The sequence below is a fragment of the Mycobacterium sp. WMMD1722 genome, assembly GCF_049315205.1.
Classification (GTDB): domain Bacteria; phylum Actinomycetota; class Actinomycetes; order Mycobacteriales; family Mycobacteriaceae; genus Mycobacterium.
The window spans coordinates 656,119-679,104 of the sequence record NZ_CP186056.1 but is presented as its reverse complement, the minus strand read 5'-3'; the positions used below and the strand labels follow the sequence as shown (position 1 = coordinate 679,104).

Here is a 22,986-nt window from a genome sequence, read left to right as displayed (position 1 = left end):
CCACTATCCGCGCAGGTGAGCCCGCAATCGGTCGGCGGATTCGCGGACCACCCCGAGCTGCTTGGCGACCTGCACCGGCGCGGTACCGCCGCGGGCGTCGCGGGAGTTGACCGAACCCTCGATGGTCAGCACGTCGCGCACCTCGCCGGTGAGTTCGGGGTGGATGCCGGTCAGCTCGGCGTCCTCGAGGTCCTCCAGGCCGACGCCGCGGGCTTCGGCGGCGCGCACGGCGGCACCGGCCGCCTCGTGCGCCACCCGGAACGGGACGCCGCGGCGCACCAGCCACTCCGCCACGTCGGTGGCCAGCGTGTAGCCCAGCGGTGCCAGGGCGGCCATCCGATCGACGTCGAACCGCAGCGTGGCGATCAGACCAGCCACCGCCGGCAACAGCAGTTCGAGCTGGGCCACCGAATCGAAGACCGGCTCCTTGTCCTCCTGCAGGTCCCGGTTGTAAGCCAATGGCTGCGCCTTGAGCGTCGCGAGCAGACCGGTCAGGTTGCCGATCAGGCGCCCGGATTTACCGCGAGCCAGTTCGGCGATGTCGGGATTCTTCTTCTGCGGCATGATCGAGCTGCCGGTCGACCAGGCGTCGTGCAGTTCGACGTAGCCGAATTCCGTGGTGCTCCACAGGATCACATCTTCGGCCAGCCGGGACAGGTCGACGCCGATCATGGCCAGGACGAACGCTGCCTCGGCCGCGAAATCCCTTGCCGCCGTGGCGTCGATGGAATTGTCCGCGGCGGTGTCGAAGCCGAGTTCGGCGGCGATCGCGTCGGGGTCGAGTCCCAGCGACGAACCGGCCAACGCCCCCGACCCGTACGGCGACACCGCGGCCCGGGCGTCGAAATCGGCCAGCCGGTCGACGTCGCGCAGCAGCGGATGGGCGTGTGCGAGCAGATGATGGGCGAGCAGCACCGGCTGCGCCGACTGCAGATGGGTCTTGCCGGGCATGATCGCCGTCGGTTGCGCAGCCGCCTGGGTCGCGAGGGCGTCCACCACGTCGAGCACCCCGCCGGCGACGCGACGCACGGCGTCGCGCAACCACGCCCGGAACAGGGTGGCCACCTGGTCGTTGCGTGACCGGCCGGCCCGCAGCCGGCCGCCCAGTTCGGGGCCGACCCGATCGATCAGCCCGCGCTCCAGCGCACCGTGGACGTCCTCGTCGGTGACCAGTGGGCCGAAGCTGCCGTCGGCGACGTCGGACCCGAGGTCGTCGAGACCGGCGAGGAGACCGTCACGCTGGTCCTCGGTGAGCAGACCGGCCGAGAACAGCACCCGGGCATGGGCTTTCGACGCCGCGATGTCGTACGGCGCCAGCACCCAGTCGAAGTGCGTGGACTTGCTCAGCGCGGCCAGCGGATCCGCGGGGCCGTCGGCGAACCGGCCGCCCCACAGCGAGCCCTCGTTGGTGCTGCCCCGCTGTTCGGAAGTCATCGGATGCCGAGGTCCCGACGGGCGGAGATGCTCGACGACAAGCCGTGCACGTGCACGAAGCCCTTGGCCGAGGACTGGTCGAACGTGTCACCCTCGTCGTAGGTGGCCAGGTTGAAGTCGTACAGCGATTCGGCACTGCGGCGACCGTTGACCGCGATGTGTCCACCGTGCAGCACCATCCGGATCTCGCCGGTCACATGCTCCTGGGTCTTGGCGACGAACGACTCGAGGGCGGTCTTCAGCGGCGAGAACCACAGGCCGTCGTAGACCAGCTCACCCCACTTCTGGTCGGTGGTGCGTTTGAATCGGCCGAGCTCGCGTTCCAGCGTGACGTGTTCGAGTTCGGTGTGGGCGGTGATCAACACCATCGCACCCGGCGCCTCGTAGATCTCGCGGCTCTTGATGCCCACCAGTCGATCCTCGACGACGTCGAGCCGTCCCACGCCCTGTGCGCCGGCGCGGCGGTTGAGTTCCTCGATCGCCTGCAACACCGTGACGTCGCGGCCGTCGATGGACACCGGCACACCCGCCTCGAACCCGACGACCACCTCGTCGGGGGTGTTCCAGTTGATCGTCGGATCCTCGGTGTAGTCGTAGACGTCCTTGGTCGGGGCGTTCCACAGATGCTCGAGGAAGCCGGTTTCGACGGCTCGGCCCCACACGTTCTGGTCGATCGAGAACGGCGAGCGTTTGGTGACGTTGATCGGGATCGCGTTCTCCTCGGCGAACGCGATCGCCTTCTCCCGAGTCCAGGCGTAGTCGCGAACCGGCGCAAGAACCTCGAGATCCGGTGCCAGCGAAGCGAAACCCACCTCGAACCGGACCTGGTCGTTGCCCTTACCGGTGCAACCGTGGGCGACGATGCCGCCGCCGTGTTCCCGCGCGGCATCGACGAGGTGTTTGACGATCAGCGGCCGGCTCAGCGCCGACACCAGCGGATAGCGATCCATGTAGAGGGCGTTGGACTGGATGGCGGGTAGGCAGTACTGCTCGGCGAACTCGTCGCGGGCGTCGACGACGACGGCTTCGACGGCGCCACAGTCCATGGCGCGCTGCCGCACCACGTCCATGTCCTCGCCGCCCTGACCGAGATCGATCGCGACGGCCACCACCTCGCGGCCGGTCTCCTTGCCGATCCAGCTGATCGCCACGGAGGTGTCCAGACCTCCGGAGTACGCCAGGATGACGCGCTCGGACGTCGAATGGGCAGACACGACTAGCTCTCCTCTTATCTCAGGTTCTCGATGGTGGCGGCCAGCTCCGCACCCGTCATGGGTTCGCGGGCCACCACCAGGATGGTGTCGTCGCCGGCGATGGTGCCGACCACGTAGGGCAGCGCGGCGCGGTCCATCGCGCTGGCCAGGTAGTGCGCCGCACCGGGCGGCGTGCGTAGCACGGCGAGGTTGCCGCTGGCATCGGTCGACACCAGCAGATCGCCGAGCAGACGGGTGACGCGTTCGGTTCCCCCGGTGACCCCGCGGACCGGACTGCCGTCTTCCGGCACCACGTACACCCCGACCCCGCCGTCGGCGCCACGCAACTTGACCGCCCCGAGTTCCTCGAGGTCGCGCGACAGCGTCGCCTGGGTGACGTCGATGCCCTCGTCGGCGAGCATCGCGGCCAGCTCACTCTGGCTGCGTACCGAATGGGCCGACAGCAGCGCCACGATGCGCGCCTGCCGTCCCGCCCGGGTCGCCGCGGAAGTCACGGCTCGACTGCGCTGCGTTCGAGCAACCACACCAGCAGCGCCTTCTGTGCGTGCAGCCGGTTCTCGGCCTCGTCCCACACGGCGCTGTTCGGCCCGTCCAGGACGTCGTCGGTGATCTCGTGGCCGCGGTGCGCGGGAAGGCAGTGCAGGACAACGGCATCCGGGTCGGCTCGGTCGAGCAGTCCGGCGTTGACCTGGAACGGGCGGAACGGGCGGACGCGGTCGAGGCCGTCGTTCTCCTGGCCCATCGAGGTCCAGGTGTCGGTCACCAGGACATCGGCGCCGTCGGCAGCCTGGTGCGGATCGGTCGTCAGCGAAACCGACGCCCCGGTCAGCGCGGCCCGTTCCTCGGCGGCCGCGACGAACATCGGATGCGGTTCGAATCCGCGTGGCGCGGCGATGGTGACGTGCATACCGGCGGTCACGCCGCCGAGCATCAGCGAGTGGGCCATGTTGTTCGCGCCGTCGCCGAAGTAACTCATCCGCAGGCCCGGAAGCGCACCGCGCCGCTCGGCGAGGGTCTGGAGATCGGCGAGCACCTGGCACGGGTGGAATTCGTCGGACAGTGCGTTGACCACCGGAACCGTGGCACCGGCGGCCATCGCGGTCAACCGCTCCTGGGCGAATGTGCGCCACACGATCGCATCGACGTAGCGGGACAACACCTTTCCGGTGTCCTCCAGTGTCTCCTCACGGCCGAGCTGGGTGCTGCGTCCGTCCACCACGATGGCGTGTCCGCCGAGCTGGGCGACCCCCACCTCGAAGGAGAACCGGGTACGGGTGGAGTTCTTGTCGAAGATCACCGCGACCGCCCTCGGCCCGGCCAGCGGGCGGTGCAGCAGCGGATCCTTCTTCATCTCGGCCGCCAGGGCCAGCACCTCGGCCTGTTCGTCGGGGGTCAGGTCGTCGTCGCGCAGGAAGTGTCTCATCGGCCGACCTCCTCGGCGGCACGGTCGAGTACGCCAGGTAGCGCACCGAGGAATTCGTCGATCTGCGATTCGGTGATGACCAGCGGGGGCGCCAGCCGAACGACGTCGGGTGCGGCCGCGTTGACGAGGAACCCGGCCTCGCGCGCCGCGGCCTCGGCCTGTTTGGCCGCGGGTGCGTTCAACGCGACACCGCATAGCAGGCCCCGGCCGCGGACGTGGTCCACCAGCGGGTGCCCGATCGACTCGATGCCGTGGTGCAGCGTCTTGCCGAGCACCTCGGCCCGCCCGATGAGGTCATCGTCGGCCAGCACGCGCAGCACCGCCAGGGCGGCGGCGGCGCACACCGGATTGCCACCGAAGGTGCTGCCGTGCAGTCCGGGGGTGAGCAGATCACCGGTCGCGCCGACGGCCAGGCAGGCGCCGATCGGCAGACCACCACCGAGCCCCTTGGCCAGCGTGATCACGTCGGGGACCACGCCGTCGTGCTGATGGGCGAAGAACGCGCCGGTGCGGCCCATTCCGGTCTGCACCTCGTCGAGCACGAGCAGGGCGCCGTGCGCGCTGGTGATCTCCCGGGCGGCGGCCAGATAGCCGGCCGGCGGAACGACGACGCCGCCCTCCCCCATGATCGGCTCGAGGAACACCGCGGCGGTCTGGTCGTCTACGGCGTCGGTCAGTGCCGATGCGTCTCCGTAGGGCACGTGCACGACATGGCCCGGCAGCGGTTCGAACGGCGCCTGCTTGGCGGGTTGCCCCGTCAGCGCGAGCGATCCCATGGTGCGGCCGTGGAACGCGTTCTGTGCGGCGACGATCTTCGTGCGCCCGGTCAGCCGGGTGATCTTGAAGGCGACCTCGTTGGCCTCGGTTCCGGAGTTGCAGAAGAACAGCCGGGCCGGAGCACCGAGATGCCCGACCAGCGCCTCGGCCAGTGCGATCGCCGGCTCGGTGGCGTACAGATTCGAGGTGTGCCCGAGTGTCTGGAGTTGCCGGGTCACCGCGTCGATGACCGCCGGGTGACCGTGCCCCAGCACGTTGACCGCGATACCGCCCAGCAGATCGACATAGGTCTTGCCGTCGGTGTCGGTGACCATGGCGCCGGCACCGCTGGCCAAGGCCAGCGGCGGGGTGCCGTAGTTGTTCATCATCACCGCGTCCCAGCGGTCCTGCAGGGTGTGAGTCATGCGCTGACCACCTTCGTGCCGGTCCCTTCGTCGGTGAACAGTTCGACCAGCACGCAGTGCTCGACGCGGCCGTCGATGACATGCGCGCTGGGAACACCGTCGTTCACCGCGCGCAGACAGGCCTCGATCTTGGGCACCATGCCGGATTCCAGGCGGGGCAACAACTCCGCGAGTGTGGTGGTATCGATCTGGCTGACCAGCGAATCGCGGTTGGGCCAGTCGGTGTAGAGGCCCTCGATGTCGGTGAGCATCACCAGCTTCTCGGCACCGAGTGCGGAGGCCAGGGCGGCCGCAGCCGTGTCGGCGTTGATGTTGTGCACAACGCCGTCGACGTCCGGGGCGATCGTGGACACCACCGGGATGCGGCCTGCCGCAATGAGATCGAGCAGCGAGCCGGCGTTGACCTTCTCGACATCGCCGACCAGCCCGATGTCGGTGGCGACGCCCTCGACCGTGACGCTGCGGCGGACCGCGGTGAACAGATGGGCATCCTCACCGGTGATGCCGACGGCGTACGGGCCGTGCGCGTTGATCAGGCCGACCAGCTCCCGGCCGACCTGGCCGAACAGCACCATCCGCGCGATGTCGAGCACCTCGGGGGTGGTGACCCGGAAGCCGCCCTTGAATTCGCCGGGGATGCCGAGCCGTTTGAGCATCGCGCTGATCTGCGGACCGCCGCCGTGGACGACGACGGGTTTGATGCCGCAATTGCGCAGGAACACCATGTCGGCGGCGAACGCGGCCTTGAGGGTGTCGTCGGTCATCGCGTTGCCGCCGTATTTGACGACCACGATCTTGCCGTTGAGCTGCTTGAGCCAGGGCAGTGCCGCGGCGAGCACCTGCGCTCTGGTCTGGGTGGGTGCGCTCATGAGCTGTAGGCCGAGTTCTCTTCGACGTAGGCGTGGGACAGGTCGGTGGTGCGCACGGTGGCCTCCCCCGCGCCCAGACCGAGGTCGACGGCGATGTCGATGTCCGGACCCGACAGGTCGACCTCGCGCGCGGCGGGCGTACCGGCGCCGTCGGCGTACGTGGGGAATCCGTTGAAGGACACCACGATCCGTTGCGGATCGATGGTGAACGGCACCATGCCGACAGCCGCGAGCACCCGTCCCCAGTTGGGGTCGGAGCCGAACATCGCCGTCTTGACCAGGCTGTCGCGGGCCAGCATCCGCGCCGCGGTCAGTGCGTCGTCCTCCGACGGGGCGCCTGTGACGGTGATGGCGATCCGCTTGGTCACGCCTTCGGCGTCACCCTGCATCTGCGCGCAGAGGTCGTGACAGACCCGCAGCACCGCCTCGTCTAGGTCTTCCTGGCTGGGTGCGATCTCGCTGGCACCGGACGCGAGCATCAGCACCGTGTCGTTGGTCGAGCAGCTGCCGTCGATGTCGAGGCGGTCGAAGGTGCGTGCCGACGCGCGGCGCAAAGCGGTGTCGAGCGCTGCCGCGTCGACCGCCGCGTCGGTGGTCAGCACGCAGAGCATGGTGGCCAGCGAGGGCGCGATCATGCCCGCCCCTTTGGCCATTCCGCCGACCGTCCAGCCGCCGGGATGGTGCAGCGCGACCTGTTTGGGCACCGTGTCGGTGGTCATGATGGCGCGCGCGGCCTCGTCGCCGCCGGTGAGCCCGCCCGCCATCTCGTGGACGATCTCGGTGACGCCGGCAAGCACCTTGTCCATCGGCAACCGGTCACCGATCAGACCGGTGGAGCAGACGGCCACCTCGATGGCGCCGGTCTCGGTGCCCCAGTCCGACAGGGCCGCGGCCACGGCTTCGGCGGTGGCGTGCGCGTCCTGGAAGCCCAGGGGGCCGGTGCAGGCGTTGGCGCCGCCGGAATTGAGGATCACCGCCCGCAACCGGCCGGTAGTCAGCACCTGCCGGCTCCACAGCACCGGCGCCGCCTGCACCTGGTTGCGGGTGAACACGCCCGCGGCAGCGTGGTCGGGCCCCTCGTTGACCACCAGGGCGAGGTCCGGCGCGCCGGAGGCCTTGATCCCCGCGGCGATCCCCGCGGCACGGAATCCGGCGGGTGCGGTGACGCCCTGGGTGCGCACCAGCGCAGCGGATCCCGTCACGGCGCGACTCCCACGATCGACAGGCCCTCGGTCTCGGGCCAGCCCAGGGCGAGGTTCATCGACTGCACGGCAGCGCCGCCGGTCCCCTTGACCAGGTTGTCGATCGCCGCGATCGCCACGAAGGTGCTGGCGTCCTCGTCCACCGCGACCGCGATCTGGGCAGCGTTGCTACCGATCACCGCGCCCGTCTTGGGCAGCTGCCCTTCGGGCAGGAGATGAATGAACGGCTCTGAGTCGTATGCCTTTTCGTAAGCGGCTCGCAGCTGGGACAGCGGCGCGTCGGTCCGCGCGGTGCAGGTGGCCAGGATGCCGCGCGAGGTGGGGATGAGCACCGGGGTGAAAGACACGGTGACCTCGCGGTCGGTGACACCGCGCAACCCCTGGGCGATCTCCGGGGTGTGCCGGTGCTTGCCGCCGACGTTGTAGGCGCGGGCGGAGCCGATGACCTCCGAGCCGAGCAGGTCGGTCTTGGCGGCACGGCCGGCACCCGACGTGCCACTGACCGCCACCACGGTGACCGCGGGTTCGATCAGATCCTCGGCGACGGCGGGCAGCAGGGCCAGCAGTGCGGCGGTGGGATAGCAGCCGGGCACCGCGATGCGGGTGGCGCCGGTCAGCCGCTCCCGCGCCCCGGGCAATTCGGGCAGACCGTAGGGCCAGCTGCCGGCGTGGGCGGACCCGTAGAACCGTTCCCAGGCTGCGGCGTCGGTCAGGCGGAAGTCGGCGCCACAGTCGACGATGAGCACCTCGTCACCGAGCTGGGCGGCCAGTTCCGCGGAATGTCCGTGCGGGAGGGCCAGGAACACGACGTCGTGGCCGGCCAGCACGTCCACGTCGGTCGGCTCCAGGACGCGCCCGGCCAGCGGGAGCAGGTGGGGATGGTGATCGGCGAGCGGGGTGCCCGCACTGCCGGCCGCGGTCAGCGCTCCGAGGGTCAGCCGCCCGTCGGCATAGGCGGGGTGGCCGAGTAACAGCCGCAGGATCTCACCACCGGCGTATCCGCTCGCTCCGGCCACGGCGACACGTGTCATACCGACGATTCTGCATGGTTATGCATCTATCTGCAAACTCATTATGCGTCGTCCGGAACAGCGCCATCAGCGCCGTTGGACGGCGCCGACGCGGTCGGCCGCGGACTGTACGGCCGCGTCCCGGGCTGCACTCGCCTCGTCCTCGGTGAGCGTCCGGTCCGCGGCCCGGAACCGCAGCGCCAGCGTCAGCGACTTACGGCCCTCTCCGACCTGCGGACCGGTGTAGACGTCGAACAACCGGACGTCTTCGAGCAGCTCGCCCGCACCGGCGCGCACCGCGTCGACGACGCGCTGGGCCGCCACTTCGTCGGCGACGATCAGGCTCACGTCTTGGAACACCGCCGGGAACGGCGACACCCGCGGGGCGGGCAGTCGCTCGGTCAACGGCACCGCGTCGAGGTCGATCTCCACCGCGCACGTACCCTTCGGCAGACCCGACCGCTCGATCACCGCCGGATGCAGCTGGCCGGCGTGTCCGACGACGATTCCGCGGTCGGCGTCACCCACGACCACCTCGGCGCAGCGGCCCGGATGCCACGGCAGGTACTGGGCGGCGCGCAGGGTCAGCTCGACCCCGGCGGCGCGCGCCACGATCTGCACCGCCTCGAATGCGTCGCGGGCCTCGACCGGGCGCCCCGGCCCCCACGGTCCGGCCGGTTCGCGCATTCCGGTCAGGACCATGCCGACGTGCTGGGGCTGGCGGGGCAGCGACGCATCGAGGGTGGCGATCTCCTCGTCGGTCGGTCTGCGGTCGTTGGGGATGCGCTCGACGGGCCGGGTCCGGTCGGTCGGCTCGACCACCTGGGCGACAGCGAACAGCGCGGTGTCGACGGCGCCGCGGGAGACGTTGCGGCTCAATGCCTCCAGCAATCCGGGCAGCAGCGTGGTGGCCAGCTCCGGACGGTCGGCCTCCAGCGGGTTGAGCACCCGGGCGGCCGAGCGCCGGGGGTCCTCGGCGGGCAGGGCCCACAGATCGAAGATGCCCGCCGGCAGGAACGGCGTGGGCAGGATCTCGACGTATCCGCCGAGGGCCAGCGATTTGCCGATCGCCCGGCGGCGCTTCTGCGAGGGGGTCAGGCCCCGGCCGGCAGGTGCGGGCGGCAGCACCGAGGGAACCTTCTCGAGGCCTTCGAGGCGCAGCACCTCCTCGACCAGGTCGGCCGGCTGGCGCAGATCGGGCCGCCAGCTCGGCGGTACGGCGGTCACCCGGTCACCGTCCACGGTCACGCGGGCGCCGATCTGGGTGAGGCGCCGCTCGGTGGTACCCGCCGGATAGTCCACACCGGCCGTCCGGTCGGGCCGATCGATCGCCATGGCGACCGGCACCGGCGACCAGTCGTCGCGGGGCGGATCCCCGCGCCAATCGGTGAGCTTGGGTTCGACAGTGCCGCCGGCGATTTCGGCGAGCAGCGCGGCGCAGCGGTCGAGCGCGGCCACCGAGATCGCCGGATCGACGGTGCGCTCGTAGCGGCGGCCGGCCTCGCTGGCCAGATGCAGGCGCCGCTGGGTCCGCGACACCGCCGCGGGATCCCAGACCGCGGCCTCGAGCAGGACGTCGGTGGTGGTGTCGCGGACCTCGGTGGTCCCGGCCCCCATGACGCCGCCGATGGCCGCGGTCGCGACGTCGTCGACGATCAGCACGTCGGCCGGGTCCAGGCGCCGCGTCACATCGTCGAGCGTCACCACCGTCTCGCCGGGCTCGGCGAAGCGCACGCGGAATCCACCGCTGATCAGGCTGCGGTCGTGCGCGTGCATCGGGTGACCGATCTCGAGCATGACGTAGTTCGTGACGTCCACGGCCGGCGAGATCGCCCGGATACCCGACAGCAGCAGGCGCCGCTGCAGCCACCAGGGCGACACCGCGGCCGGATCGATGCCGGTGACCGGGCGGAGCCCGAAGCGCTGGACGCCGGTGCCCGGTTCGATGGTCACGGGCAGCGCCTCGCCGTCGGCGGGCAGGGCCGGGACGGCGGCGGGGTCGACGAAGTCCAGGTCGTAGGCGCAGGCGATCTCGCGGGCCATGCCGCGGATCGACAGGCAGTAGCCGCGGTCCGGCGTGATGGCCAGATCGAAGACGACGTCGTCGAGTCCGAGCACGTCGGCCGCGGGCGCACCGGGCTCGGCGGTGTCCGGCGGCAGTACCAGGATGCCGGAATGGTCGGCGCCCAGCCGCATCTCAGCCACCGAGCAGATCATCCCGTCGGAGGTGCGCCCATAGGTCTTGCGCGTGGCGATCGTGAAGTCACCCGGCAGCACTGTGCCGGGCAACGCCACGACCACCAGATCTCCGACCGCGAAGTTCGTTGCGCCGCAGACGATATCGCGTGGCGCAGGCTCACCGACGTCCACCTTGACCGCGCGGATCGGCTTCTTGAACTCGGTCAGTTCCTCGATCTCGCTGACCCGGCCGACGGTGAGCGGACCACGCACCGGTCCGACCGGGATGATGTCCTCGACCTCGTGTCCGATCCGGATCAGGGCCTGCTCGAGATCCTCGACCGATGGATCCCAGCCGGGAGCGCCGGCAGTCACGACGTCGCGCAACCAGCTGTACGGCAACCGCATCAGGCGCCCACCCCGAACGGCAGTGAGAAGCGCACGTCACCCTCCACCATGTCGCGCATGTCCGGAATTCCGTTGCGGAACTGCAGCGTCCTCTCCAGACCCATCCCGAAGGCGAAGCCGGAGTACACCTCTGGATCGATACCGCAGGCCCGCAGCACATTCGGGTTCACCATGCCGCAGCCGCCCCACTCGACCCAGCCCGGTCCCCCCTTCTTGTTGGGGAACCAGACGTCCACCTCCGCCGACGGTTCGGTGAACGGGAAGAAGTGCGGACGCAACCGGGTGCCGCCCTGGGGTCCGAACTGGGCACGGGCGAACGCGTCGAGCGTGCCCCGCAGATTCGCCATGGTCAGCCCCTTGTCCACCGCGAGTCCTTCGACCTGATGGAACACCGGAGTGTGGGTCGCGTCGAGTTCGTCGGTGCGGAACGTGCGCCCGATCGAGATGATGTACACCGGCAGCTCGCGCTCGAGGAGGGCGCGGATCTGCACCGGCGAGGTGTGCGTGCGCAGCACTTGCCGCGACCCGTCGGGCGCCACGTGGAAGGTGTCTTGTTCGCTGCGTGCGGGATGGTCGGGCGGGAAGTTCAGCGCGTCGAAGTTGAACTGCTCGGTCTCGACCTCGGGCCCCTCGGCCAGCTCCCACCCCATCGCAACGAACGTATCGGCGATGTTCTCGGCCAGGATGGTGATGGGATGGCGCGCACCGACGGGTTGACGGGTCGACGGCAGCGTGACGTCGATGCGTTCGGCGACCAGAACGGCCGCGTCGCGTTCGGCGCGCAGAGCCCCTAATCGGTCGTCGTAGCTGCGCTGGACCTCGGTGCGCGCGACGTTGACGCGCTTTCCGGCGTCGGCGCGCTCGGCCTTGGGCAGCGCGCCGAGCGCCTGGCGGGCCAGCGCGATCGGCGCCCGGTCGCCGAGGTGCTCGGTCTTCGCGCGGGCCAGCGCGTCCAGATCACCTGCCTGGTCGAACGCGCGACGAGCCGCGTCGACGGCTTCGGTCAGCGCGTCATCCGACAAATCCACAGGCTGCTCAGCCACCCGGCGATCATAGGCGATGGCCGGCACCCGCTCCGACGCCGTTTCCGGGGCGTCAGTTCTCGTCGAGGTGTTCGGCGGACCGGCGTCGGCGCAGCCGGTACATCGCCAGGTCGGTGGGTACGCCGTCGAGCTTGGTGGTGAACACCTGCCGGCGCTGGCGCTTGGCGTCGACGTCGAGTGCCGCGAAGTCCTCCGGCGAGATCCGGTCGAGTGTGGTCTGTGACACGACGAGTCCGCCGCGGGTCGCACGCTCCATCACCCGGGCGGCGACGTTGACGTCGATGCCCAGCCAGTCCGACCCGATGTGGTGCGGCCGCCCGGTGTGCACACCGACCCGCATCCGCGGGGTGTAGCCGTCGACCTCGACAGCCCGCACGGCCGCCATCGCCGTCAGGACAGCCGTGACCGCCGTGCCGGCATCGGTGAACACGGCCATGCTGCCGTCGCCCATCCGTTTGACGATCCGGCCACCCGCCGCGAGCAGCGGCGGCTCGAAGACCTGTGCGACGCGGCGCAGCAAGCGGAGGGTCGCGTCGTCGCCGGCGCCCAATGACCACGACGAGAAGCCGACCAGATCGCTGAACACCAGGGTCACCTCGGGATTGGCCGGCTTCCCCGACACCCGCTCGGTGACCGCCTGCCAGATCTGCAGCGCGCCCAGACTCACCTCGCGGGTTGCGGCTTCGCGGTCGAGCAGCCGGTCGGCCACCCGCGCCGCGGCCCGCGGGCCGCCGACCCCGTCCACCGAGAGCGGATCCCCGAAATCCGGATCACCGGGCAGCGATTTGCGCGCCCGCCGCAGCAGGGCGATGAGGTCGGGGCGGTGATTGGTCTTGTGCAGCCAACCGAACGGGCCGGGGGACCCCGGTAGCGGCGCCGCACGATCGGCGCGTGCATCGGCAGGTGCGTCGTCGCCGGATCGCTCGTCGAACGATTCGACCTCCACGTCCGCCAGCCTAGGGCGCCGTTTTCTGCGGCGGCAAATACCCGCCGGGGTGGCGCCGGACACGACATAGGGCCGAAGGTGATCGACAACACCCGTTGTCAACACTATCCTTCAGTCAATCGGCACGGCGAAGTGTGAGGACCCCCGATGACCGTCAGATCGCGCGAGACCTCGTCCGACGAACCGCCGACCGATCTGCGGTCGCGTCCGACGCCGCGTCATCCCCTCGGGCCGGAATCGCTGACCTGGAAGTACTTCGGCGATCTGCGCACCGGGATTCTCGGTGTCTGGATCGGCGCCATCCAGAACATGTATCCGGAACTGGGCGCCGGTGTCGAGGACCACTCCATCCTCAAACGCGAACCACTGCAGCGGGTGGCCCGGTCGGTGTACCCGATCATGGGCGTGGTGTACGACGGCGAGCGCGCGGCGTCGACCGGGGAGCAGATCAAGAGCTACCACGCCACGATCAAGGGCACCGACGGTGCGGGCCGGCGCTATCACGCGCTCAATCCGGACACCTTCTACTGGGCACACGCCACGTTCTTCATGCTCATCATCAAGACCGCCGAGTACTTCTGCGGTGGCCTGACCGAGGCCGAGAAGCGCCAGCTGTTCGACGAGCACGTCCAGTGGTACCGGATGTACGGGATGAGCATGCGGCCGGTCCCGTCGTCGTGGGAGGACTTCTGCGACTACTGGGACCGCAAGTGCCGCGAAGAACTCGAGATCAACCAGGCGACCCTGGACATCTTCTCGCTGCGCATCCCGAAGCCGTGGTTCGTCCTGATGCCGACGCCGGTGTGGGATCAGCTGTTCCGGCCGATGCTGGCCGGTCAGCGCTGGGTGGCCGCGGGACTGTTCGACCCCGCCGTGCGCGAACGCGCCGGGATGCGCTGGACACCCGGTGACGAAGTGCTGCTGCGCGTGGCCGGCAAGCTCGTCGAGCTCGCGTTCGTCGCCGTGCCCGACGAGATCCGGCTGCACCCCCGCGCGTTGGCCGCCTACCGTCGGGCCGAGGGGAAGGTGCCGGCGGACGCTCCGCTGGTCGAGGCCCCGGCCTTCATGGGCCCACCGCGGGAACGACGCGGACTGCCCATGCACTATGTCCCGAATCGCCGGACGCTGCTCGACAGAGCCGGTTCCCTGGTGCACACGACGTTCTCTCTGGCGGGGCTGCGTCCGGCCCGCGGACGCGATAAGGCAGCCTGAAAGACATGCTGGAGTGGTCTGACACCGATATCGCCGTCCGTGATGCCGTCCGTGAGTTCGTCGACAAGGAGATCCGTCCGCACGTCGACGCGCTGGAGAGCGGCGAGATGGAGCCCTACCCCGTCATCCGGAAGTTGTTCTCGACCTTCGGGATCGACGCCATGGCCAAGGAGTCGCTGGACAAGCGGCTGACCCGGCTGCGCGAGGGCGGCGAGGCGAAGCCCGGTGGTGGTGGCGGCATGTTCGGCGGCGGCCAGGGCGGCATGGGTTTCGTGGTGATCAGCGAACTGTGCCGCGTCTCGATGGGTCTGGTGACCGGCATGGGGGTCAGCCTCGGGCTGACGGTGCCGACCATCCAGAGTCGCGGGACGCTGGCCCAGCAGGAGCGCTGGCTGCCGGAGCTGGTCACCTACGAGAAGGTCGGCGCCTGGGCGATCACCGAACCCGACTCCGGCTCCGATGCGTTCGGCGGCATGAAGTCCTACGTGGTGCGCGACGGCGACGACTACATCCTCAACGGTCAGAAGACCTTCATCACCAACGGACCCGACGCCGACGTGGTCGTGGTGTACGCCAAGCTCAACGAGGACGAGGGCGACGGGGTGGACAAGCGGGACCGCAAGGTGCTGACGTTCGTCCTCGACCGCGGCATGGAGGGCTTCGTGCAGTCCAAGCCATTCCGCAAGATGGGCATCCACTCCTCTCGCACCGGTGAGCTGTTCTTCAACAACGTCCGCCTGGGCCGTGACCGCCTGCTCGGCGAAACCGAGGACAACAAGGCCGGGGACGGCCGCGACAGCGCCCGGTCGAGCTTCTCCGCCGAGCGCATCGGCGTGGCCGCGATGGCGTTGGGGGTGATCGAAGAGTGCCTGCGGCTGTGTGTCGACTACGCGAAGAACCGCAAGCTGTGGGGCCAGGAGATCACCCAGTTCCAGTTGATCCAGCTGAAGTTGGCGCAGATGGAGCTGGCCCGGATCAACGTGCGCAACATGCTGTTCCGCGTCATCGAGGCGTCGGAGAACGGAGTGTCGATCTCCCTGCCGGAAGCCTCGGCGATCAAGTGGTACTGCTCGCAGGCGGCCACCGACGTCGCGATGGACGCGGTGCAGCTCTTCGGCGGCAACGGCTACATGACCGAGTACCGGGTGGAGCAGCTGGCCCGCGACGCCAAGTCGCTGATGATCTACGCCGGCAGTAACGAGGTGCAGATCACCCACGTCGCGAAGGGCCTGCTGCGCGACGCCCAGGGGTAGCCGTCAACCTGCGCGCAGCGCGCGGGCGCTCTGATAGAGGCAGATGGCCGCCGCGGCGGCGACGTTGAGGCTCTCGGCGCTGCCTGACATCGGGATGGTCACCCGGGCGTCGGCGAGCGCGGCGACCTCCGGGGCGAGGCCGTGTGCCTCCGCGCCGAACAGCCACGCCGCCGGGGCGGCCAGATCCGCGTCGTCGAGACTCAGTTCGCCGTCCAGGGTGGTGGCCAGCACGCTCAACCCGGCCCCCCGCAGCGCGGCGATCAATCCGGGGGTGTCGGGCACCTCGACGACCGACACCCCGAAGATGCTGCCCGCTGAGGCGCGCAGACATTTCGCGTTGTACGGATCAACGCTGTCCCCGGCGAGGATCACCGCGTCGGCGCCCATGGCGTCGGCCAGCCGGATCAGTGTGCCGGCGTTTCCGGGGTCCGAGGTTTCCACGCCCACGGCGACCAGCCGCGGCGAGCGACCCAGCACCTCCTCGAGGGAGATCTGGGGCATCCGGCACACCGCGACCAGTCCGACCGGGGTGACCGTGTCGGACAGCACTTTCGCCGCGCGCTCGGTGACCAGGTGCACCTCGGTGTCAGCCAGGACCGCCGAAAAGCGTTGCGCCGCGGCCTCGGTCGCGAACACCTCGGACACGACACCGCGCCGCAACGCGGCCTCGACGAGGTTGGGCCCCTCGGCGAGAAAACGTGCGGCGCGGCGGCGTCCGACGTGTCGGTGGAGTTTGACCGCTGCCGCCACCCGGGCGGAGCGTTCAGTGAGCAGGCTAGGCAGCCTCTCCGGAGGGTGCGTTCACGTCCTCGGGCAGCGCGGCCTTGGCGACCTCGACCAGCGCGGTGAACGCCGCCGCATCGCTGACGGCGATCTCGGCGAGGTTCTTGCGGTCGACCTCGACACCGGCGGCCTTGAGCCCCTGGATCAGCCGGTTGTAGGTGATGTCGTTGGCGCGGGCCGCGGCGTTGATGCGCGAGATCCACAGCTTGCGGAACTCACCCTTGCGGGCCCGCCGGTCGCGGTAGGCGTAGGTGAGGGAGTGCAGCTGCTGCTCTTTGGCCTTGCGGTACAGGCGCGACCGCTGTCCGCGGTAGCCCTTCGAGGCCTCCAGCACACTGCGGCGCTTCTTCTGGGCGTTGACTGCGCGCTTAACGCGTGCCATGGGTGGTTCCTATCTCGTACGGGGAAAAGGTCGGGTGCTGCGCGTCAGCCGTTGAGCAGCTTCTTGACACGCCGGGTGTCGTTGGCCGCCACTTCGGTGCGGCCGGTGAGCCGGCGGGTGCGCTTGGTGGCCTTGTGCTCGAGCAGGTGGCGCTTGCCGGCCTTCTCCCGCACGATCTTGCCGGAGCCGGTGGTGCGGAAGCGCTTGGAGGCTCCGCTGTGGGTCTTGGCCTTGGGCATGGGTGTCCTCTTGTTCGTATGTGTTGGGTCGGGTCTCAGGCGTCCGAGCCGGCGGCCGACTCACGGGGACGTTCTGCTTGCTCCGCCGCTTTGGCGCGAGTCTTCGCGCCGCGGTGCGGGGCCAGCACCATCGTCATGTTGCGGCCGTCCTGCTTGGCCGACGTCTCGACGAAGCCGTAGTCGGCCACGTCGGCGCCGAGCCGCTGCAGGAGTCGGAAGCCGAGTTCGGGCCGCGACTGCTCGCGGCCGCGGAACATGATCGTCACCTTGACCTTGGATCCGGCTTCGAGGAAGCGGATGACGTGACCCTTCTTGGTCTCGTAATCGTGCGGATCGATCTTGGGACGCAGCTTCTGTTCCTTGACGACGGTCTGCTGCTGGTTCTTGCGAGACTCGCGCGCCTTCTGTGCCGTCTCGTACTTGAACTTGCCGTAGTCCATGATCTTGCACACGGGCGGCTTGGCGTCCGGGGCAACTTCGACAAGGTCGAGATCGGCATCCGCGGCGACGCGGAGTGCATCTTCGATGCGCACGATTCCGACCTGTTCACCACCGGGTCCGATGAGACGGACCTCGGGAACCCGGATGCGCTCGTTGATGCGGGTCTCAGTGCTGATGGGGCCTCCTATGTCGTGGTCCAGGAGCCATCCACCACCACCGCCGCCCGTAATGAGCGAAGGCCCTGCATCAGCAGGGCCCGGTGCCGACCGATCACGGCGTTAGCCGCCCGCACCGAACGGTGCGGAACCGGCATACTCGATGCCGGTGACCGGACCGCTGTGCCGAAGTGGCCAGCGGTGGGAGTGGGACTCCACTTGCTGTCCTGGCGTCGGCCAGGACGGTCGCGCATGCCAGTCTAGCAGGCATGACCGATGATCCCACACCACCCGATTCGGCGGCTCCGCCACCGGCGCCCGATTCGGCGGCTCCGCCACCGGCGCCCGATTCGGCGGCTCCGCCACCGGCACCCGATTCGGCGGCTCCGCCGCCGGCGCGCGACCTCGCCGATATTCCCGCCGTGGAGGTGATCACCCGGTCGGCCGTCATGCTCATGAGCGCCGCGGCCGAGAAACTCGGGCTGTCCGACCCGGATCCCGACGACAGTCCGCACCGTGATCTCGACGAGGCGCGCCGGCTGATCACGGCGCTGGCCGGTCTGGTCACCGCGTCGGTGGAATACCTGGGTCCGCACGCCGGCCCCGTGCGCGACGGTCTCAAATCGCTGCAGCTGGCCTTCCGAGAGGCCAGCGCGGCACCCGAGGAACCCGGTAAGGGCCCCGGCGAGAAGTACACCGGGCCCGTCTGGTGATCACGTCCCCACATTAGGGCCGCCGAGCGAATATCCTCCCGCCCTATGACCCTCACCAGCCCGCCGAGGACGCGGCCCTCCCCCCGATACTCCTGGGTGCCCGCGGCCGCCGGGTGGGCGGTCGGTGTCATCGCCACCCTGTCGCTGTTGGCGAGTGTGTCACCGCTGGTGCGCGGGCTGATCCGGACCCCGCGGGAATTCGTCAACGACTACATCTTCAACTTCCCCGACACCAGCTTCGCGTGGGCGTTCGTGCTGGCGCTGCTGGCGGCAGCCCTGGCTGCCCGCAAACGCATCGCCTGGTGGGTGCTGCTGCTGTACATGGTGGCCGCGATCCTGGTCAACGTCATCGACCTGCTCAGCGGCGACGAATCGGTGGTCGAGGACATCGGCGAGGTCATCGGCCTGGGCGTGCACCTCGCAGCGATCGCGTTCCTGCTGCTGGCCCGACGACAATTCTGGGCCCGGGTGCGGCGGGGGGCCCTGTTCAAGGCCGCCGGTGTGCTGGCCGCGGGGATGGCCATCGGCATCCTGGTCGGCTGGGGGCTGGTCGAGCTGTTCCCCGGCACGCTCGAGAGCGACTACCGGCTCGGCTACGCCGCCAACCGGGTGCTCGCCTTCGCCGGAGTGGATTCGGACGCCTTCAACGGCCAGCACCCCCATGTGCTCATCAACGCGCTGCTCGGTCTGTTCGGGGCGCTGGCGTTGATGGTCGCCGCGATCGTGCTGTTCCAGTCGCAGCGCTCCGAGAACGCCCTGACCGGACAGGACGAGTCGGCCATCCGCGGGTTGCTCGAACTGTTCGGCAAGAACGATTCGCTGGGCTACTTCGCCACCCGGCGCGACAAGTCGGTGGTGTTCGCCCCCAACGGCCGGGCCGCCATCACCTACCGCGTCGAGGTCGGAGTCTGTCTGGCCAGCGGAGATCCGGTCGGCGACCCCAAGGCGTGGCCGCAGGCCATCGAGGCGTGGCTGCAGCTGTGCGAGACCTACGGCTGGGCACCGGGCGTGATGGGCGCCAGCACGATGGGTGCCGAGAGCTTCCGCGCCGCCGGGCTCAACGCGATCCAGCTCGGCGACGAGGCGATTCTGCACCCCGACAGCTTCCGCCTGTCCGGGCCCGACATGCGGGCAGTGCGCCAAGCCGTCACCCGCGCGCGCCGCGCCGGTGCGACGGTGCGGATCCGCCGCCACCGCGAGATCAGCCCAGAGGAGATGGCGCAGGTGATCTCCCGGGCCGACGCCTGGCGGGACACCGAGACCGAACGCGGCTTCTCGATGGCGCTGGGCCGGCTGGGTGATCCGGCCGACGGCGACTGCCTCCTGGTCGAAGCCATCCAGGGCGATGTCACCGACGGAACCGTGGTGGCGATGCTGTCGCTGGTGCCGTGGGGCGGTAACGGCGCGTCGCTGGATCTGATGCGCCGGTCCCCGCAGTCCCCCAACGGCACCATCGAGTTGATGGTCAGCGAGCTGTGCCTGCAGGCCGAGAGCGTCGGCGTCACCCGCATCTCGCTCAACTTCGCGATGTTCCGCTCGGCGTTCGAACAGGGCGCCCAGCTGGGCGCAGGCCCGGTGGCCCGGCTGTGGCGCTGGCTGCTGGTGTTCTTCTCCCGATGGTGGCAGTTGGAGACGCTGTACCGCTCCAACATGAAGTACCAGCCCGAGTGGGTGCCGCGGTACGCCTGCTACGAGGACGCGCGCCTGGTACCGCGGGTGGGTGTCGCTTCGGTCATCGCCGAAGGGTTCCTGGTGCTGCCGTTCTCCCGCCGCAACGAGCAGCACACCGGCCACCACACCGCCGCACCGGAGAACCTCGTCGCCAGCGGTCTCCTGCACGACGACGGCAGTGCCCCGGACGTCTCGACCCTGCAGTCCGAGGCCGACGGTGACGACCGCCACCGGCTCCCCGAACAGGTCCGGGTGCGGATGGCGAAGCTCAAATCGCTGCAGGCCAAGGGCGTGGACGCGTATCCGGTGGGGCAACCGCCGACCCACACCGTGGCCGCGGCGCTGGAGGCTGCCGACGACGTCGAACTGTCGGTCGCGGGCCGGGTGCTGCGCCTGCGCGACTACGGCGGGGTGATGTTCGCCCAGCTCCGTGACTGGTCCGGGGAAGTGCAGCTGCTGCTCGACAACTCCGCCCTCGAGGAGGGGACCACCGCCGAATTCACCGCGGCCATCGACCTCGGAGACCTCATCGAGGCCACCGGCCACATGGGCTACAGCAAGAAGGGCACCCGCTCGCTGCTGGTGCGGCGATGGCGGCTGACCGGCAAGTGCCTGCGCCCGCTGCCCGACAAATGGAAGGGCCTGTCCGACCAGGAAGCCAGGGTGCGGGCCCGGTACGTCGACCTGGCCGTCAACACCGAGGCACGCGATCTGGTGCGGGCCCGCAGCGGAGTCCTGCACGCGATCCGGGACACGTTGTACACCAAAGGTTTTCTCGAGGTCGAGACGCCGATCCTGCAGCAGATCCACGGCGGCGCGAACGCCCGGCCATTTCTCACCCACATCAACGCCTACGACCTCGACCTCTATCTGCGCATCGCCCCCGAGCTCTACCTCAAGCGGTTGTGCGTGGGCGGCGTCGAGCGGGTCTTCGAACTCGGCCGCGCCTTCCGAAACGAGGGTGTCGACTTCTCCCACAACCCCGAATTCACCCTGCTGGAGGCGTATCAGGCGCACGCCGACTACAACGTATGGATCGACGGGTGCCGGGAGCTGATCCAGAATGCGGCGCTGGCCGCCAACGGTGAGCACGTCTTTCTGCGACCGGGCGACCGCGGCGTTCTCGAACCGGTCGACATCTCCGGCGAATGGACGGTCAAGACCGTGCACGGCGCGGTGTCCGAAGCACTCGGTGAGCACATCGACGCCGACACCGAATTGCCGGTCCTGCGCAAGCTGGCCGACGCTGCGGGCATCCCCTACCTGACGCACTGGGACGCCGGCGCCGTGGTGCTGGAGATGTACGAGCATCTGGTGGAGGACCGCACCGAGAAGCCGACGTTCTACAAGGACTTCCCGACCTCGGTGTCGCCGCTGACCCGTCCGCACCGCAGTATCCCCGGCGTGGCCGAGCGGTGGGATCTGGTGGCCTGGGGGGTCGAACTGGGCACCGCCTACAGCGAACTCACCGATCCGGTCGAGCAGCGCAAGCGCCTCGAGGAGCAGTCTCTGCTGGCCTCGGGCGGCGATCCGGAAGCGATGGAACTCGACGAGGACTTCCTGCAGGCGATGGAGTACGCGATGCCGCCCACCGGTGGTCTCGGGATGGGCGTCGACCGCGTGGTCATGCTGATCACCGGCCGCAGTATCCGCGAGACGCTGCCCTTCCCCCTGGCCAAGCCGCGGTAGCCGATCCCTACCGCGACGGAAGCACCTGCGGTGGGCCCCGAGGGGCTGACAGCGGGCACACAGCCGACCCCAAGACTGGTCGGCCACGATGGCGAGCGTGAGTCTGACCGAGTCACTGCGACACCCGCTGTCCCTGCTTCACGGGTGGATCCCGGTGACCCTGCAGATCATGGCCGCGATCGTCCTGCTGGCGGCGCTGGGATGGCGTAACCGGCGCTGGCGGCTGCTGTGGTTACCGTGGGCCGCGGTGATCGGCGCGGCCCTGGCCGTGGTCGCCTACTGCTACATCACCTCCGAGGGCCTGGCCGGTCAGCCCGCGCCCCGATCCTTATGGGTGTGGGTCGCGCTTTCCGGAACTGCCGCAGGGGTTCTCGTCGCGGGCTGGCGCAGCGCGGCGTGGTGGCGGCGCGCGGCCTCCCTGCTCTCGGTCCCGCTGTGCGTCCTGTGTGCCGCGCTGGCGCTGAATCTGTGGACCGGCTATTTCCCCACGGTGCAGACGGCGTGGAACCAGATGACCGCCGGCCCGCTACCGGATGAGACCGACCCGGCGAACGTGGTGGCCATGCAGAAGGAGCACCGGATGCCGGCCAAAGGCACGGTGGTGCCTGTCGACACCGGAGACAGCGCCTCGGGCTTCCGCCATCGCGGTGAATTCGTCTACCTTCCACCGGCGTGGTACGCGACGAATCCGCCGCCCAAGCTGCCGGTGGTCATGATGATCGGTGGCGAGTTCAACACCCCGGCGGACTGGATGCGGGCCGGCAACGCGGTCGCCACCGCGGACGCCTTCGCTGCGGCGCACCACGGCAACGCGCCGGTGATGGTCTTCGTCGACGCCGGTGGGGCGTTCAACAACGACACCGAATGCGTCGACGGCAACCGCGGCAACAGCGCCGACCATCTCACCAAAGATGTTCGGCCCTACCTTGTCTCGCACTTCGGCGTGAGCGACGACCGGTCAGACTGGGGTGTGGTCGGCTGGTCCATGGGCGGCACCTGTGCCGTCGATCTGACGGTCATGCACCCCGACCTGTTCAGCGCCTTCGAGGACATCGCCGGCGACATCAGCCCCAACTCCGGCACCAAAGACCAGACCGTCGAGCGGCTGTTCGGCGGCAACACCGCACAGTGGGCGGCCTACGATCCGACCACCGTGATGACCCGACACGGCCGCTACACCGACATCGCGGGCTGGTACGACGTCAACACCGCGGGCAAGGACCAGGCGGGCGCCGCGGAGGCGCTGTGCGCGCTGGGTTCGGCCAACGGCATCGACTGCACGGTCGCGACCCAACCGGGGGAACACGACTGGCCGTTCGCGGGCAACGCATTCGCCGCTGCGCTGCCGTGGCTGGCCGGCCGCCTCGGCACTCCCGACGTGCCCGCGGTGGCGCTCCCGCCGACCGGGGCACCGGCCCGGTCTCAGTAGTCGGCTTCCGCGGCCAGCGCCTCGGCCAGGGGCCCGGTACGGCCGTCGTAGGACAAGTGAAGATCCGCCGCTGGGCTACCGATCCCAACAATCTGCGCGGGTACCGTGACC

The 22,986-nt window shown here is 69.5% G+C and carries 20 protein-coding genes; 5 read left to right on the top strand and 15 right to left on the bottom strand.

Translation table 11 applies throughout. The features are described from left to right. Positions 1–3 precede the first annotated feature (3 nt). The 11 genes from argH to ACN27E_RS03090 all read right to left on the bottom strand — a co-directional run bounded on the left by argH (position 4) and on the right by ACN27E_RS03090 (position 12,908). Positions 4–1,434 (bottom strand): argininosuccinate lyase, encoded by a 1,431-nt coding sequence (gene argH / locus ACN27E_RS03140; protein ID WP_422746557.1) that lies wholly within the window; start codon positions 1,432–1,434, stop codon positions 4–6. Next, positions 1,431–2,648 (bottom strand): argininosuccinate synthase, encoded by a 1,218-nt coding sequence (locus ACN27E_RS03135; RefSeq protein ID WP_422746556.1) that lies wholly within the window; start codon positions 2,646–2,648, stop codon positions 1,431–1,433. Before ACN27E_RS03135 ends, argH begins: the two co-directional genes overlap by 4 nt. Positions 2,649–2,662: 14 nt before the next feature. Further along, entirely contained in the window at positions 2,663–3,172 is a 510-nt protein-coding gene (locus tag ACN27E_RS03130; protein WP_422746555.1) for an arginine repressor, read from the bottom strand. Continuing rightward, entirely contained in the window at positions 3,139–4,071 is a 933-nt protein-coding gene (argF, locus tag ACN27E_RS03125) for an ornithine carbamoyltransferase (RefSeq protein WP_422746554.1), read from the bottom strand. The genes ACN27E_RS03130 and argF overlap by 34 nt, the downstream gene beginning before the upstream one ends. Further along, positions 4,068–5,252 (bottom strand): acetylornithine transaminase, encoded by a 1,185-nt coding sequence (locus ACN27E_RS03120; RefSeq protein WP_422746553.1) that lies wholly within the window; start codon positions 5,250–5,252, stop codon positions 4,068–4,070. Before ACN27E_RS03120 ends, argF begins: the two co-directional genes overlap by 4 nt. Continuing rightward, positions 5,249–6,121, bottom strand: a complete 873-nt coding sequence (gene argB, locus ACN27E_RS03115; protein WP_422746552.1) for an acetylglutamate kinase — start codon at positions 6,119–6,121, stop codon at positions 5,249–5,251. The genes ACN27E_RS03120 and argB overlap by 4 nt, the downstream gene beginning before the upstream one ends. Beyond that, positions 6,118–7,323 carry a bifunctional glutamate N-acetyltransferase/amino-acid acetyltransferase ArgJ gene (gene argJ, locus ACN27E_RS03110; protein WP_422746551.1) on the bottom strand — a complete coding sequence of 402 codons (1,206 nt, stop codon included), beginning with the start codon at positions 7,321–7,323 and terminating at the stop codon, positions 6,118–6,120. The genes argB and argJ overlap by 4 nt, the downstream gene beginning before the upstream one ends. Continuing rightward, positions 7,320–8,354 carry an N-acetyl-gamma-glutamyl-phosphate reductase gene (gene argC / locus ACN27E_RS03105; RefSeq protein WP_422746550.1) on the bottom strand — a complete coding sequence of 345 codons (1,035 nt, stop codon included), beginning with the start codon at positions 8,352–8,354 and terminating at the stop codon, positions 7,320–7,322. The genes argJ and argC overlap by 4 nt, the downstream gene beginning before the upstream one ends. Positions 8,355–8,420: 66 nt before the next feature. Further along, positions 8,421–10,919, bottom strand: a complete 2,499-nt coding sequence (pheT, locus tag ACN27E_RS03100; RefSeq protein ID WP_422746549.1) for a phenylalanine--tRNA ligase subunit beta — start codon at positions 10,917–10,919, stop codon at positions 8,421–8,423. Beyond that, complete coding sequence (gene pheS, locus ACN27E_RS03095; protein ID WP_422746548.1) at positions 10,919–11,962, bottom strand: phenylalanine--tRNA ligase subunit alpha; 1,044 nt, start codon at positions 11,960–11,962, stop codon at positions 10,919–10,921. The genes pheT and pheS overlap by 1 nt, the downstream gene beginning before the upstream one ends. Before the next feature lie 52 nt (positions 11,963–12,014). Next, on the bottom strand, positions 12,015–12,908 hold the full coding sequence (locus tag ACN27E_RS03090; RefSeq protein WP_422746547.1) for an adenylate/guanylate cyclase domain-containing protein: 894 nt from the start codon (positions 12,906–12,908) through the stop codon (positions 12,015–12,017). Between the two features lie 147 nt (positions 12,909–13,055). Here ACN27E_RS03090 and ACN27E_RS03085 point away from each other — a divergent pair, with 147 nt between their 5' ends. Beyond that, positions 13,056–14,120 carry an oxygenase MpaB family protein gene (locus tag ACN27E_RS03085; RefSeq protein ID WP_422746546.1) on the top strand — a complete coding sequence of 355 codons (1,065 nt, stop codon included), beginning with the start codon at positions 13,056–13,058 and terminating at the stop codon, positions 14,118–14,120. A 5-nt stretch (positions 14,121–14,125) separates the two neighbouring features. Next, positions 14,126–15,373, top strand: a complete 1,248-nt coding sequence (locus ACN27E_RS03080; protein ID WP_422746545.1) for an acyl-CoA dehydrogenase family protein — start codon at positions 14,126–14,128, stop codon at positions 15,371–15,373. A gap of 3 nt (positions 15,374–15,376) precedes the next feature. Here the strand turns inward: ACN27E_RS03080 and ACN27E_RS03075 are convergent, their stop codons facing one another. The 4 genes from ACN27E_RS03075 to infC are packed head-to-tail and all read right to left on the bottom strand — an operon-like array spanning position 15,377 to position 17,394. Then, positions 15,377–16,123, bottom strand: a complete 747-nt coding sequence (locus tag ACN27E_RS03075) for a TrmH family RNA methyltransferase (protein ID WP_422746544.1) — start codon at positions 16,121–16,123, stop codon at positions 15,377–15,379. Between the two features lie 25 nt (positions 16,124–16,148). Beyond that, positions 16,149–16,538 (bottom strand): 50S ribosomal protein L20, encoded by a 390-nt coding sequence (gene rplT, locus ACN27E_RS03070; RefSeq protein WP_422746543.1) that lies wholly within the window; start codon positions 16,536–16,538, stop codon positions 16,149–16,151. 44 nt (positions 16,539–16,582) lie between these two features. Further along, positions 16,583–16,777, bottom strand: coding sequence for a 50S ribosomal protein L35 (rpmI, locus tag ACN27E_RS03065; protein WP_422746542.1), 195 nt, complete (start codon positions 16,775–16,777; stop codon positions 16,583–16,585). A gap of 35 nt (positions 16,778–16,812) precedes the next feature. Next, positions 16,813–17,394, bottom strand: coding sequence for a translation initiation factor IF-3 (gene infC, locus ACN27E_RS03060; RefSeq protein WP_422749570.1), 582 nt, complete (start codon positions 17,392–17,394; stop codon positions 16,813–16,815). Positions 17,395–17,642: 248 nt separating this feature from the next. On the opposite strand from infC, the gene ACN27E_RS03055 reads away from it, so the two are divergent. The 3 genes from ACN27E_RS03055 to ACN27E_RS03045 all read left to right on the top strand — a co-directional run bounded on the left by ACN27E_RS03055 (position 17,643) and on the right by ACN27E_RS03045 (position 22,875). Beyond that, the gene (locus ACN27E_RS03055; RefSeq protein WP_422746541.1) at positions 17,643–18,086 is read left to right on the top strand and encodes a DUF1844 domain-containing protein; all 444 of its coding nucleotides are present in this window, start codon (positions 17,643–17,645) and stop codon (positions 18,084–18,086) included. Between the two features lie 45 nt (positions 18,087–18,131). Further along, a complete protein-coding gene (lysX, locus tag ACN27E_RS03050) occupies positions 18,132–21,446 on the top strand; it encodes a bifunctional lysylphosphatidylglycerol synthetase/lysine--tRNA ligase LysX (RefSeq protein ID WP_422746540.1) in 3,315 nt (1,104 codons plus the stop codon). Between the two features lie 88 nt (positions 21,447–21,534). Next, a complete protein-coding gene (locus ACN27E_RS03045; protein ID WP_422746539.1) occupies positions 21,535–22,875 on the top strand; it encodes an alpha/beta hydrolase-fold protein in 1,341 nt (446 codons plus the stop codon). The last annotated feature ends 111 nt before the right edge of the window (positions 22,876–22,986 follow it).